Genomic DNA, 13,996 nt, shown 5'->3' with positions numbered 1-13,996 from the left:
ACGACGCCATCGAGCAGGCCTGCCGCAGAGGGTTATCAGCGCTGTTTCAACCGGTCGATCACCACCGCCAGCAGCAAGATCGACCCGCGGATGACGTATTGGTAGAAGGTATCGATGTTCTTCAGGTTCATCGCGTTTTCGATGATCGCCAGGATCAGCACACCCGCGATGACGTGGCGAATCATGCCAATGCCACCACTTAATGAAACCCCACCCAGCACGCAAGCCGAGATGACGGTCAGCTCGAAGCCCTGGCCGATCATCGGTTGGCCCGAGGTCATGCGCGACGCCAGGATTACCCCGGCCAGCGCGCCGATCAAGCCATGCACGGCGAAGATGATGATCTTGGTGCGATCAACGTTCACCCCCGCCAACAACGCCGCTTCCTGGTTACCACCGATGGCCATGGTGTTGCGCCCGTAGGTGGTGTAGTTCAGCAGCCAGCCGAAAAACAGGAAGCAGACGATGGTGATCAGGATCGGCACCGGCACGCCGAACAACTGGCCGTTGCCGAAGACGAAGAACGATTCCTGCGACACACCCACCGCCTTGCCATTGGCGAAGATGTAGGCCAGCCCGCGAACGATCTGCATGGTCGCCAGCGTCGTGATCAACGCGTTGACCCGCAGCTTGGCAATCACGATGCCGTTGATCAGGCCGACGATCAGCCCCATCGCCAGCGCTGCGCTCACGCCCAGGAACACGCTGTTGGTATCGCGCATCACCACCGCCGCGACCACACCGGCACAGGCAATCACCGAACCGACCGACAAGTCGAAGTGCCCGGACGCCAAGCAATACAGCATGGTGCAGGCGGCGATGCCGGTGGTGGAAATCGCCAGGCCCAGGCCGCGCATGTTCAGCGGAGACAGGAAGTTGTCGATCATCAAGGTGCAGAGCACGAAGATGCCGATGGCCGCCAGCAGCATGACCCAGTCGTCGAGGAAGCGGCGCAGGTCCAGGGGTTTGCGTGCCGTTGGCAGTGCATTGTTTTGAATGGTCATGATTACCTCTCAGTTCGCCGCGTCGGCAACGCGTTGGCGCGGCAGCGCCAGTTGCAGCAGGTTGGATTCGTTGGCCTGGTCACGTGGCAACTCGCCGCGCATGGCCCCTTCGCACAACACCAGGATCCGGTCGGAAATGCCCATCACTTCCATCAGGTCGCTGGACACCACAATCACCGCGATGCCATCGGCCGCCAGGTTGTGGATGATCTGGTAGATCTCGGCCTTGGCGCCGATGTCGATGCCGCGTGTCGGCTCGTCCAGCAGCAAGACTTTCATCGGCATGGACAGCCAGCGTCCGAGGATCGCCTTCTGCTGGTTGCCGCCGGACAGGTACATGATTTTCTGGCTCGCCGACGGGGTCTTCACCTTTAGCGCCTTGATCTGCTTGTCGGCGTTGCCCCGCTCCCAATCGCCACGCAACAGGCAACCGAGCGTCGAGTGGGACGGACGCGCGCTGATGTTGATGTTCTCGCCCACGCTGCCCAACGGAATGATGCCTTCCTTCTTGCGGTCCTCCGGGCAGAGCAGCACGCCAGCGGCGATGGCATCCCGTGGCGAACGCAGCTTCAGTTCCTTGTCGTGCAGGACGAGGCTTCCCTCGCTCTGGCGCTCCAGGCCACTGAGCAAGCGAAACAGCTCGGTACGCCCGGCACCGACCAGCCCGAACAAGCCGAGGATTTCGCCCTTGTGCACCTCGAAACTCACCGGTTCGCGCAAGCCCGGCCCCAACAGGCCCTTCACTTGCAGCGCCACAGCGCCGCGCTCCCGCGGGCGGTAGTCATAGATGTCCTGGATATCGCGACCGACCATGCAGGTGACGAGTTGATCGTGGGTCAATTCGCTCATGTCTTCAAAAGTCCGGACGTAACGACCGTCCTTGAAGACCGTCACCGCGTTACAGATGCGGAACACTTCTTCCATGCGGTGGCTGACGTACAGCACCACTTTGCCCTCGTCCCGCAGGCGGGCGATGATCGCCATCAAACGGTCGATTTCCCGGGCCGAGAGGCTGCTGGTCGGTTCGTCGAAAGCAATGACATGGGCGCCACGGGACAAGGCCTTGGCGATTTCTACCAATTGGCGCTGGCCGAGGGACAGGCGCCCGACTTTTTCCTGGGGGTCGATTTCGTCGGCCAGGCCTTTGAGCAGCGTCAACGCCTGCTGGCGCAGCACACCGCGATTGACCAGGCCGAAACGCGCCGGCAGGTGACCAAGGAACAGGTTTTCGGCGACGGTCATTTCCGGCACCAGGTGCAGTTCCTGGTGAATCACCGCCACACCGCTGGCGATGCTGTCGGCGGTGCCTTTGAAGGCCATCGTCTGTTCGCCGATCTGCAAGTCGCCGCTGCTCGGAATGTAGGCGCCACCGAGGATCTTGAGCAGCGTGGATTTGCCCGCGCCATTTTCGCCCATCAAGGCATGAACCTGCCCCGGATGGGCGACGAAACTGATATTGGCCAGCGCCTGCACGCCAGGGAAGGACTTGCCGATCCCGTTGAACCGCAAGCTGCCGCCGATGTTGTGTTGCCGTGTCGCTGTTTGCGCTTGCATAACCACCTCGAACTTACAGAGATCAAGCGGCCTGGTCACGCCTGTGACCAGAGCCGCTTTTGAATCAACCAGCCATCAGTTCCACAGGCCGATTTTTTCCAGCTCCTGCTTGAAGTTCTCCCGGGTGATCAGCGTCACCTCGTCCATGGCGGTGTACTTCGGCGGCTCCTTGCCGGTGGTGATCCACTCGTACATCATTTCGGCGGTCTTGTAGCCTTCGATGTGCGGGCTTGGCAGCATCGAACCGAAGAAGCCGCTGTCAGGCTTTTTCAATTCGCCGATGGCGTCGGTGCCGTTGATGCCGATACCGATCACGTTGGCTGCCTTGAACCCAGCCGCTTCGGTGGCGCGCACGCCGCCCAGCACGGTGTTGTCGTTCATGCCGCCGATGATCAGGTTTTTCGCAGCGCTTGGCAGCTTCACCAGTGCCGAGTTGGTGGAGTCCATGCTGCCGGGAACGTCGAGGGTCTTCAGCGCGGAATAAAGGATATGGTCTTCCGGCATCCCGGCTTTCTTCAGGGCATCGACCGAACCGTCGGTGCGCTTCTTGCCGGTGTCCAGCTCGTTGAAGGTGTTGATCACCGCGTAGGTGTCCTTCCAATCCCAGTTGCGTTTTTTCGCTTCGGCGGCCATCGCGGCGCCTTGCTTCTGGCCCACCTCGAACGCAGCCATGCCCAGGTACGGCACGTCTTCCATGAATTTGCCGTTGGCGTCGACGAAACGGTCATCGACGGCAATCACCTTCAGATCGTTGAGCTTGGCCTTGGCCATGATGGCCGGGCCGAGGGACACGTCTGGCGGGCAGATGACGAAGCCCTTGGCGCCGTTGGCGGCGAGGCTGTCGATGGCTGAAAGGGTTTTCTCGCCGTCAGGCACGGCGATCTTGATCAACTGGAAGCCTTTGTCCTTGGCCGCCTTCTCGGCGAACGCCCATTCGGTCTGGAACCAGGGCTCCTCGGCCTGCTTGACCAGGAAACCAATTTTTACCGCATCGGCCGCCAGCAGATGGCTGCTGAGACTGAACGCGGTAACCGCCAGGGCGGCACGACACAGGGAACGGATCCCACGACGATGTTTCATAGCTGACTCCTTGTTTTTTTTATTGAAAGCCAAAACGTCCAGGGATCTGCTCCACGTTGGTGGAAATGCGCAGGCTGGCCGGTCAAATCGTGTTACTGCACAGCATAGGTCTAAATAGTCATATCGTATGATGATTGGATTACAGGCGAAGTTTCCCACCGCAACCCAAGAATATTCAGTCGTGGTACATGACCGAACGTCCACCATCGATGGTGATGCATGAAGCATTGATAAAAGGGGCTTCGTCACTGGCCAGGAACACCGCCGTCATTGCCACTTCGAGTGGCTGGCCGATGCGCCGAGGCGGGTGCAGATCCAGTGCACGCTGGCGTTCGGCATGGGGATCGGCGAAACCGTTCCAGTAATCGACATTCAATTGAGTCTCGATGTAGCCCGGCGCAATGGCATTCACACGGACACCCTTGGGCGCGTACTCGATGCCCAGGGCGCGGGTAAGACCGAGCAGGCCGTGCTTGGCCACCGGGTATGGAAAGCAACCGGGAATGATGTGGGACGAATGGGTCGACGCGATGTTGATAATGCTGCCCACGGCTTGCTCGATCATTTGTGGCAGCACCGCCTTGCAACCGTACCAAGCGCCATCCAAATCTATGGCAAAGCAGCGGCGCCAGTCTTCCTCGGTCATTTCCAAGGGGTCGCGAAACACATTGACCCCGGCGCAATTCACCAGCACGTCGATGCGACCGTGCAGTTCAACGGCGCGACGGGCCAAGGCGTGCAGATCCTGCTGGTTCGAAACGTCGACTCTGAGCGCCTGCACGTCCGCGCCCTGGCCACGCCAATGGGCGGCGACGGCCTCGACTTTTTCCGCCTGGATGTCGCTGATCACCAGCCGCGCCTGTTGTGAAGCAAACGCAGCAACGATCGCCTCGCCAATGCCTTGGGCAGCGCCGGTCAGCAGCACGACCTTGCCTTTCAACCGTTCGCCCTGCGGCGGCTTCGGCACCGGTGGCAAGCAAAGCGCTTCAGCCATGGACGTGGGCTCCCGTGGTAAGGCACGAGAAAAACCGGGCAACCACGGGTGACCGGTCAGGAAACTGCAGGGCGATGAGTAGCTGGCGAACGCCGCTGGGGCGTCCGGGGGGAACTCGATGCATCGCTTCACCTTTTGTTTTTTTAAGTGTGAGTGCGTATTGCTGATGGAGCCGACTATAAACCCGACCGCCAAATAATCTCAATATATATATTTACATCCCATATTTTGGGATCTATCCGGCAAACCTTGTGCAAGCCACTCCCGGCACGTCCACTCGCATCGACAGCACCGCACCGTCAAGCGGATGGCCTACAGGGCTTTGCGCGCTGGTGATGTACAACGTCTTGAGGTCTTTACCACCAAATACGCAGCTGGTGGGGCGACTGACGGGCAACTCGATCACCCGATCGACGTAGCCGTCCGGGTGCAACCGCAGCAGGCAACTGCCATCCCAGCGGGCGTTCCAGACGTACCCTTGCGCATCCATCGCCGAACCGTCCGGCCCGCCACGGGAATGGGGCCCGAACCAGACTTCAGCGGGCGCCAGCTTGCCATCGGGGTAGATGAAGTGCCGGTACAGCGTCCCGTCCATGCTTTCGCCGAAATAAACCGTCGTGCCGTCAGGACTCCACAGCAATGTGTTGGGGATGCCCAGCCCGCGCAGCAGCGGCATTACCCGACCATCGACTCCGACACGGAACAAGCCGCCGGAACGCCGCTCAATGGGCAGGTCTTCGCCATTTTCACCAATGTTGTTCTGCATGGTGCCCAGCCAGAGCTGGCCCAGCGAATCACAACGGGCTTCATTGGCGCGGTTGCCTGGCTGGGGATCGGCCATGCACAACAGCTTCAGGCGTGGTTCCAGCCCAGGCGAATCCAGGTCCAGCCGATAGACACCACTGCTCAACGTCACCAACGCATCGCCGCTCTGGGTCGGGATGAAGGCGGAAACGTGCTCGGGCATCTGCCAGATCTGTACGTTCGCGCCGATCAGGCGCAGCGCTTGCTTGCCGGCGATATCAACCCAATAAAGCGCCTGGGTCGGCTCATCCCAGAATGGCCCTTCGCCCAATTTTGCCCGATGCTCCGTGAGCGCCGTCCACCTCATTGAAACCTCCCGTTCCCGGCTTTCCCGGCGTTGTCAGTTCGACCGGCCATGACATCAGGGTAAAAACGCTTGATGGCCAAGTCTGCATTATCGATCAAGGTCATGCAGGCCCAGACGCCTCGCGCCGCGTCACGGGCGGCGATGGCGTCGGCGATCTCCTTGTGGATCGGCAAGGTGCGGCGCAGTTCGTCCGGATCGGCAGCCGATACCTCGAACGAGACCGCCAGCAGCGCGCCCAATGCAGGGACCATCTGTTCGATGAATTGATTGTGGCTGGCGGCCAGAATGCACTCATGAAAGAACTGATCGGCGCGGTTGTAATCAGCGCCACTGTCCACCGCCCGTTCCAGCGCATGATAGGCCAAGCGGATCGCCTGCACCTGATCGGCCGTCGCCCGTTCGCAGGCCCAGCGCACCGCCATGGGTTCGATGGTGCGGCGCAGGTCCAACAGATCGTCGACGAAATTTTCCGGCAGGCCACTGCGTGACAGCCAGCCTACTACTTGGGGATCGAACAGATTCCAACGGCGCACCGGCAATACCCGCGTGCCGACTTTCGGCCCCACTTCCAGCATGCCCTTGGCGACCAAGGTCTTGATGGCCTCACGAATGACCGTGCGACTGACGCCCAACTGCTCGCCCAAGTCGGCCTCGACCTTGATGGTTTGCCCAGGCTTGACCTGGCCAGCGGCAATCCAGCCACCCAGCCAATCGACGGTCGACGCATGAAAACTGCTGGACATGAACACCCCGTGGGCTTTTCTTATCAGGCGCCCACGCTAATCATCATATGATTGAGTGTCAATTTGAATTTTTGCCCTCCCAAGGTTGAGGATCAGGGTTCGAGGCCTATGGGAAAGAACACGCCGCCGCTCCAGACGCCCAACCACCGCTGGCCGTCGATCTCGCGGCTGACCGCCAGCTCGACCAACTGATAGAAGACGTTGCGGTGAATCAGCGCTTCCAGGTTGCTGCGCACATGGATGTACGGAGCGGGCTCCTGGGTCTGGGGATCGATCACCACTCGCATCGGATGTTCGGATCCAGCTTCGATGGCTTCATCGACATTAGTAGTAAAGCGCAACAACTGCCCTTCTCCCCGCCCCTCGACCTCCAGGGTCACAGCCACGAATGGGGCGTCGTCCACCTTGATGCCGACTTTTTCCACGGGAGTGATCAGGAAGTAATCATCGCCGTCGCGGCGAATGATGGTGGAGAACAGCTTGACCATCGGCTTGCGTCCAATGGGCGTCCCCAGGTAGTACCAAGTGCCGTCACGGGCGATGCGCATGTCGATGTCGCCGCAGAAGTCGGGGTTCCACAAGTGGACCGGCGGCAAGCCTTTGGTCTTGGGAATCTGTCCCAACAGGTCATTGGCTTTTTGCGGTCCGCTCATGGTGACTCCTTCTGTTTATTCGTCGCTCATCCCCAGCAGGCTGCGGGCATACTCACGCAAGGGCGCGGCGATGAGGTCTTGTGGCTGCTTGTCGTGCAACGTCAGCAAACCGCCACGGCTCTTGATACGTGCAGTATCAATCAAATACTGGGTACTGGTCTCGATCAACATGATCTGAATCACGCTGGTATCGACGCCGAGGCGATCCACAGCCTCTTCATCCAGCCATTCGTCGGTAGTGCCGATGCGGTTGTCCGCCTTGGCGAATCGGGTATACAGCAAATAATGGGCGCCGGCGGCACGCGCTTCGCCCATAGCCTGGTCAAGCCCTTCGGGGACCCGGGCGCGACGAACCATGGGGAAATATTCAACGAAACCGTTGAAGGCTTCTTCAGCCACGACGTTGGGACGTGGATAGGCGCTGCCTGGCGGAGCGAAGGCCCCCTGGGCGATATAGATAAAGGAATCCGGCTGGATGCGCAGGTTGTTCACACGACGACTGTCGCTATGGTCTAACAGGCCGGCATCGCTCATGTGATAACGAACACCCTCCCCCATGTCGCTGACATTCATGCAGCCACCCAGCGCCAAAACGGCCAGCAGCAAAAACAGGCTACGCATCCTACCCTCCAAAGACCGGTGACGGAAAACCGGCGAATGGCCACGGGATGCAGATTTTGCGCCAGCTCGCAGGATGGTTGGATTTATTGCCTCGGAAATCCCCGATCAGCCGCCGATGATTTTCATGATGGTTGCACCGCCGGAGAATGCCACTTCCTGCTTGTCTCCCAGCGCCTTGACCAGCAAGCGCTGCAGCGCCGGCAGCGCCTGATGGCGGGGTTTGTCCAGCAGATCGCCGACAAAATGACGATTGCTCGACGACAGGCAGCCGTGCAACCAACCCGTCGAAGACAGCCGCAGCCGCGAACAGGTACGGCAGAACGGCACGCTTTCGTTGGCGATCACGCCGAAGTGCCCCAGCCCCGGAATCTCATAACGCACTGCGGTGGCATCCACCGGCGCATCGGCCTGCAGGTATTCGTATTGGTCGCCAATCAGGCTCAGCAGTTGCTGGAGGCTGACGAACTGCTGGAGGAATGCATTCGAGTCCTTGGCCAAGTGGCCCATGCGCATCAGCTCGATGAAACGCAACTCATAGCCGCGCTCAAGGCAGTACTCCAGCAACGGCATCACCTGATCGAGGTTCTGCCCGCGCAACGGCACCATGTTGACCTTGATTTTCATTCCCGCCGCCCGGGCTTGCTCCATGCCGTCCAGCACGGTCGCCAGGTCGCCACCCCGGGCGATGCTGCGAAACGCGCCAGCATCCAGGGTGTCGAGGGAAACGTTGATACGGCGGATGCCGGCACCCACCAGCAAAGGCAGTTTTTTTGCCAGCAGTTGGCCGTTGGTGGTCAGGCTGATGTCGTCCAGCCCCATCTGCCCGACCGCCGTCATGAAGCGCTCAAGCTTGGGACTGACCAGCGGCTCGCCCCCGGTGATGCGCAACCGCTCGATACCGGCAGCTTCGATCAGGTAAGCCACGCCCCGCGCCATCGCCTCGGCCGACAGCTCATCCTGCGCAGCCACCAGCCGCTTGCCATCAGGCACGCAGTAGGTACAGGCGTAATTGCAGGCTGAAGTCAGGCTGATCCGCAAATTGCGAAAACGCCTGCCTTGACGGTCAACGATCATGGATCACTCCGGCGAAAGAAAAATCGGGCCCGCAAAACTTGACTTACAAATCAAATTTCCGCAAGACCCCAGCCCGAGTATATTCCTGGGGCGCCGCGCCATGTAAGCGGACATGGCGCAATTAAGCAGCTGGATGCCTCAACTGCTCGGTGTATCCGTATCGCGCTTGCGCTTGTTGCCCATGCGCACGCCGATATCCATCAGAAACTGGAAGAAGCCTTCCTGATCTTCCAACACATTGCTCCAGAACGGCGAGTGATACAGCGCCACCGCGCCGTGCACCAATGCCCAGGCAGCGCAATAGTGGAAATAAGGCGGCACGTCTTCGAGCTTGCCTTCGCTGATTCGGCCCTTGATCAGCAAGGTCAGGCGTTCGAAGTTCGAGGCACGGATCTTGTGCAGCTCCTCAACCATCTCTGGCACCTGGTTACCCTTGACCACTTTCTCTTCGAGGCGGTCGAACAAGCGGTAACGCTGCGGGTCGCGCATGCGGAACTCGAAGTAGGCCCGGGACAGGGCTTCCTTGTCTTTGTCCACATCGGCTGAATGCAGCAGCTCGTTCAAATCGCGCTCGTAATCGAGCATCAAGCGCAGGTAAATCTCTGCCTTGGATTTGAAGTGTTTGTAGATCGTGCCTTTGCCGATACCCACGGCATCCGCAATCATCTCGACGGTGACGCTGTCTTCGCCTTGGTCGAGGAACAACTTGAGCGCGGTGTCGAGAATTTCCTGCTCGCGGCGACGAAACTCACGGACCTTACGGGGTTCTTTATGCATAAGAAAAAGGTCTGAAGGGTCAAAATTCGAAGCCGGGTATTATGCCTAACTTACGCAAAAATGCACGGATCATCCGCTCTCGGCGGCAGTTCTTCTAAAAACCGTGCGGACCCGACTCCCCCTGTACGCCACCACCCGCACCGTAACGGCACGCTTGGATGGCAGTGAGAACTTATCCGAAGCGAACGTATTCCAAATTTGTTTAAAAACCACCGCGGCTAAACTGGACGCGTCGCCATAGTGATCAATACTTGAACTGTCGGCGCGACATCTCCCCCAAGTGACGCGCCGATAAAGGTACCAACGGACCGCGTGCCTTTGTTTTACTCCTAATGGTCTTAACCCGGATTCACCCCCCAGAACCCGGGTTTTTTTTGCCTGCGATTCAAGCCCGTATCGAACGGACATGGGCCAATGGAAACAGGCGCTTGAAATTCTCCGTGGTCTGCTGGGCGAAACGCTCGTAGGATTCGCCGCGCAACATCGCCAGGAACTCCGCCACCTCCCGCACGTATTGCGGAAGGTTCGGCTTGCCGCGATACGGTATCGGCGCCAGGTAAGGCGAGTCCGTTTCCACCAGCAAGCGATCGGCCGGCACCTTGCTTGCAACATCGCGCAGGGCATCGGCATTGCGGAACGTGACAATCCCGGACAGGGAAATGTAATAACCCATGTCCAGCGCGGCCTTGGCCATGTCCCAATCCTCTGTGAAACAATGCAGCACACCGGCCTGGGGCAAAGCCGCCTCTTGCAGCAGGGCCAGGGTATCGGCCCTGGCACCGCGGGTATGAATGATCACTGGCTTGCCCGTCTGTTGCGCAGCCTCCAGGTGTAGACGGAACGAAGCCTGCTGAACGTCGGCGGCCTCCGGTTCGTAGTGATAGTCGAGGCCGGTCTCGCCAATGGCGACCACCCGGGGGTGGTCCAGCTCACGCAGCAGCCAGTCCAGGGCCGGCGCAGCACCGGGCTGGACATCCAGCGGGTGGATACCGACTGAGCAATCGACGTCTTCGTAACGTTCAGCCAGGACTTTGACGTCGGCCGCATTGTCGGCGCTGACGCCAATGCACAGGAAATGGCCGACGCCCCGTTGGCGTGCGGCATCCAGCGCAGCGTCCAGGGAGCCGCCATGGGCGGCAAGGTCGAGGCGATCGAGGTGGCAATGAGAGTCTACAAGCATAAGGGGCCAGGCTACATCGTATGGGTAGGACGGTCGGATTTGAGGGTTCCGGCCAGGTGGGTTTCGATCTGACTGCGGGCGGAGTTGTCGCCTTCATTGAATTGCACGCCGACGCCAGCGGCCCGATTGCCCTGGGCGCCTTTGGGAGTCATCCAGATCACCTTGCCGGCCACCGGGATTTTCTCCGGTTCGTCCATCAGGCTCAACAGCATGAACACCTCATCGCCCAAGCGATAGTTCTTGTTGGTGGGAATGAACAGGCCGCCGTTCTTGATGAAGGGCATGTAGGCGGCGTAAAGCACTGACTTGTCCTTGATGGTCAGGGACAAGATCCCATTGCGTGGCCCGGGACTGACAGGTTCGTTCATGCTGATCTCCGCTGCAATTGAGCTGAGTCTAGGCGCTCTCTGTCAGTTACGACCAGGCAAACTCGCCCATTGCACCAACAGTGCCTCCAGCAGCAACACGCGGTTGAGGTTGGCCTTGCTCAGCACCTTCTGACGTTGGGCAAGGATCCAGTCCTGAATGTTCAAGATTTTATCCTGGCTGCTTTTTTGCGCCAGGTAGTGGATCACCTTGCGCATGTCTGCCAGCCCCAGGCCTGCCTCGTCATCGGTGAGCTGATAACGCAGGACCAGGCTCGACCAGTCGCAGAACCAATCAAACAACAGCAGCAAGGGAATGGCGTTCCACCCCTCGGCCAGTTGCGTCGGAGATTGTTGCTGCTTGAGCAGTTTCTTCACGCCGTCCACCACCAGCGCCCGCTGCTCCCGCACACCCTGGGCCTGGAGGCTGACGGCGGCAAGCGGTGAACCGGCGGCCAGGGTCAGCAGTTCGACACGTTCTTCATCGGTGCTCCCGGGCAATGCCTGGCCCAGCCACTGCAGGCTGATCGCCTCGCTGGGCAACGGACAGGCCTGCTGCACGCAACGGCTCTTGATGGTCGGCAGCAAACGGCTGGGCTGGTGGCTGACCAGCAAAAGCACCGTATCGCCGGAAGGCTCTTCGAGGCTCTTGAGCAGTGCGTTCGCGGCGTTGATGTTCATCGACTCGACCGGCTCGATCAACACCACTTTGCGCCCGCCCATCTGCGCGGTCTGGACCACGAAACTGACCAGGTCACGGACCTGGTCGACCTTGATCGCCTTGTCCGCCTCTTCCGGCTCCAACACATAGTTGTCAGGATGACTGCCGGCCCTGAGCAGCATGCACGACTTGCATTCACCGCAGGCGTTCAAGGCCGTCGGAGCCTGGCACAACAAGCTTGCCATCAAGCGCTCGGCAAGGGCTCGCTTGCCGATACCGGCTGGGCCGTGCAACAGATAGGCATGGGCATGTTGCGAACGACCGGCCAGCTGTTGCCAGAGGCCGTCCTGCCAGGGATAGGCTTCAGCCACGGGTACGCTCCAGCAAACGCGGCAGCAAGCTGTCCAATGACTGCTGGACTTGCGTCAACGGCTGAGCGGCGTCAATCAACAGGTAATGCGCAGGATCGGCCTTGGCGCGCCCCAGGAAAGCATTGCGCACGGCATTGAAGAACGCCTGTCCTTCAAGCTCGAAGCGATCCAGGCGACCGCGAGCACTTGCGCGTGCGAGGCCGATTTCCACCGGCAGGTCGAAAACGAGGGTCAGGTCGGGCCGCAGGTCGCCTTGGACGAAAGACTCCAGCGCAGCGATACGTTCAAGTGACAAGCCTCGGCCTCCGCCCTGGTAGGCGTAGGTCGAATCGGTAAACCGATCACACAGCACCACGGCACCACGGGCCAGCGCCGGGCGAATCACTTCCGCCAGGTGCTGCGCCCGGGCTGCGAACACCAACAGCAGTTCCGTATCGGCGTTCATGACTTCGTCGGCAGGTGCCAGCAGCACCTCGCGAATCCGCTCGGCCAACGGCGTACCGCCCGGCTCACGAGTCAACACGACCTCGACGCCCGATGCCCGCAGGCGTTCGGCCAGGTATTCGCGGTTGGTGCTCTTGCCGGCGCCTTCGGGGCCTTCCAGCGTTATAAACAAGCCAGTCACGGGCGATCCTTAATTCAGTGTCATTGCGGGCTCGGCGGCTCGCTGGCGTTCGGTTCAGGGGCAGGTTCCTGCGGCGACACCTGAGGCACGGCTTCGGGCGCGGTATCAGGCGATGCGGCGGGAATCGGCGCTGAATCTTCCGGCGCAGCTGGAGCCGGGCTGGAGCGGTAGTCGGCACGGCGCTTGAGCTGATATTCGCGCACCGCGTTATTGTGCGTTTCCAGGTCATCGGAAAAGACATGGCTGCCATCGCCGCGCGCGACAAAGTAAAGGCTGTTGCCGTCGGCCGGGTTCAATGCCGCATGAATCGCCTCACGCCCGACCATCGCAATGGGCGTTGGCGGCAAGCCTGGAACGAGGTAGGTGTTGTAGGGATTCGGTTCTTTCAAATGGGCCCGGGTGAGCTTACCGGTGTAGCGCTCCCCCAAGCCGTAGATCACGGTGGGATCGGTTTGCAACAGCATGCCCAGGCGCAGGCGGCGCACGAATACCCCGGCAATCTGGTCGCGTTCCTGGGGCACGCCGGTTTCCTTTTCAATCAGGGACGCCATGATCAATGCATGGTAGGGCTGGGTGTACGGCACATCGGCAGCGCGTTGCGCCCACTCTTTGGCAAGCACATCTTCCAGCCGATCGTAGGCTTTTCTCAGCAGGTCGACGTCCGACGTACCGCGCACGAATCGATAGGTATCCGGAAAGAACCGGCCCTCGGGAAATACCCCGGAATGGCCAAGACGCTCCATCACCTGGCTGTCGCTCAGGCCGGCAACGGTTTGCTCGAGCTTTTCAGCCTTGGCCAGCGCAGCGCGAACCTGACGGAAGTTCCAACCCTCTACCAGCGTCACGCTGTACTGCACCACTTCGCCGCGCTTCCAAACACCGATCAGGCCTTCCATGGTCATCCCCGGCGTCATCCGGTATTCACCGGAATGCAACGGCTGGCCGGCGAGATTGAAACGCCAGTAGACCCGCAACCAGAAAGCATCCTTTATCAGGCCATCAGCTTCGAGACGATTGAAGGTGCCGGTTGGCGTGGTCCCGTTGGGCACGTCGAGCAGTTCTTCCTGGGCGATGTTCAAAGGCTGCTGCAAAGCTGAATGAATTTTCCAGGCCGAAGCGCCCAACAACAGCCCCGCCAGAACCAGTCCGGTCTCTAGCAGCAACAAGAATTTACGTCTCACGA

At 60.2% G+C, this 13,996-nt stretch carries 15 protein-coding genes; all 15 read right to left on the bottom strand.

Features of this window, described 5'->3' with window-relative positions; all coding sequences use genetic code 11:
• Positions 1-35 precede the first annotated feature (35 nt).
• Positions 36-1,004 carry an L-arabinose ABC transporter permease AraH gene (araH, locus tag J3P95_RS08545; RefSeq protein ID WP_025214842.1) on the bottom strand — a complete coding sequence of 323 codons (969 nt, stop codon included), beginning with the start codon at positions 1,002-1,004 and terminating at the stop codon, positions 36-38.
• Positions 1,005-1,013: 9 nt separating this feature from the next.
• Positions 1,014-2,558: an L-arabinose ABC transporter ATP-binding protein AraG gene (gene araG, locus J3P95_RS08540; protein WP_434577849.1), complete on the bottom strand. Its 1,545-nt coding sequence runs from the start codon at positions 2,556-2,558 to the stop codon at positions 1,014-1,016.
• Between the two features lie 75 nt (positions 2,559-2,633).
• Positions 2,634-3,638 (bottom strand): substrate-binding domain-containing protein, encoded by a 1,005-nt coding sequence (locus tag J3P95_RS08535; protein WP_434577851.1) that lies wholly within the window; start codon positions 3,636-3,638, stop codon positions 2,634-2,636.
• Between the two features lie 175 nt (positions 3,639-3,813).
• Positions 3,814-4,632: an SDR family oxidoreductase gene (locus tag J3P95_RS08530; protein WP_434577853.1), complete on the bottom strand. Its 819-nt coding sequence runs from the start codon at positions 4,630-4,632 to the stop codon at positions 3,814-3,816.
• Positions 4,633-4,867: 235 nt separating this feature from the next.
• Positions 4,868-5,743: an SMP-30/gluconolactonase/LRE family protein gene (locus tag J3P95_RS08525; protein WP_434562107.1), complete on the bottom strand. Its 876-nt coding sequence runs from the start codon at positions 5,741-5,743 to the stop codon at positions 4,868-4,870.
• Entirely contained in the window at positions 5,740-6,486 is a 747-nt protein-coding gene (locus J3P95_RS08520; protein ID WP_434562105.1) for a FadR/GntR family transcriptional regulator, read from the bottom strand. The genes J3P95_RS08525 and J3P95_RS08520 overlap by 4 nt, the downstream gene beginning before the upstream one ends.
• 92 nt (positions 6,487-6,578) lie before the next feature.
• Positions 6,579-7,139 carry a DUF1285 domain-containing protein gene (locus J3P95_RS08515; RefSeq protein WP_434577855.1) on the bottom strand — a complete coding sequence of 187 codons (561 nt, stop codon included), beginning with the start codon at positions 7,137-7,139 and terminating at the stop codon, positions 6,579-6,581.
• Positions 7,140-7,154: 15 nt separating this feature from the next.
• Entirely contained in the window at positions 7,155-7,760 is a 606-nt protein-coding gene (locus tag J3P95_RS08510; RefSeq protein ID WP_434562101.1) for a DUF4823 domain-containing protein, read from the bottom strand.
• Positions 7,761-7,865: 105 nt separating this feature from the next.
• Positions 7,866-8,834 (bottom strand): GTP 3',8-cyclase MoaA, encoded by a 969-nt coding sequence (locus J3P95_RS08505; RefSeq protein WP_434577857.1) that lies wholly within the window; start codon positions 8,832-8,834, stop codon positions 7,866-7,868.
• Between the two features lie 138 nt (positions 8,835-8,972).
• On the bottom strand, positions 8,973-9,611 hold the full coding sequence (locus J3P95_RS08500; protein WP_186611511.1) for a TetR/AcrR family transcriptional regulator: 639 nt from the start codon (positions 9,609-9,611) through the stop codon (positions 8,973-8,975).
• Positions 9,612-9,996: 385 nt separating this feature from the next.
• Positions 9,997-10,791, bottom strand: a complete 795-nt coding sequence (locus J3P95_RS08495) for a TatD family hydrolase (RefSeq protein ID WP_434577859.1) — start codon at positions 10,789-10,791, stop codon at positions 9,997-9,999.
• An 11-nt stretch (positions 10,792-10,802) separates the two neighbouring features.
• Entirely contained in the window at positions 10,803-11,159 is a 357-nt protein-coding gene (locus J3P95_RS08490; RefSeq protein WP_186640799.1) for a PilZ domain-containing protein, read from the bottom strand.
• 42 nt (positions 11,160-11,201) lie between these two features.
• The gene (locus tag J3P95_RS08485; protein WP_434577862.1) at positions 11,202-12,188 is read right to left on the bottom strand and encodes a DNA polymerase III subunit delta'; all 987 of its coding nucleotides are present in this window, start codon (positions 12,186-12,188) and stop codon (positions 11,202-11,204) included.
• A complete protein-coding gene (gene tmk / locus J3P95_RS08480) occupies positions 12,181-12,813 on the bottom strand; it encodes a dTMP kinase (RefSeq protein WP_434562093.1) in 633 nt (210 codons plus the stop codon). Before tmk ends, J3P95_RS08485 begins: the two co-directional genes overlap by 8 nt.
• Positions 12,814-12,833: 20 nt before the next feature.
• A complete protein-coding gene (mltG, locus tag J3P95_RS08475) occupies positions 12,834-13,994 on the bottom strand; it encodes an endolytic transglycosylase MltG (RefSeq protein WP_434562091.1) in 1,161 nt (386 codons plus the stop codon).
• Between the last annotated feature and the right edge of the window lie 2 nt (positions 13,995-13,996).

The sequence above is a fragment of the Pseudomonas sp. Z5-35 genome, assembly GCF_051131945.1.
GTDB lineage: Bacteria > Pseudomonadota > Gammaproteobacteria > Pseudomonadales > Pseudomonadaceae > Aquipseudomonas > Aquipseudomonas marvdashtae.
This window is presented reverse-complemented; position numbering and strand designations above follow the sequence as displayed.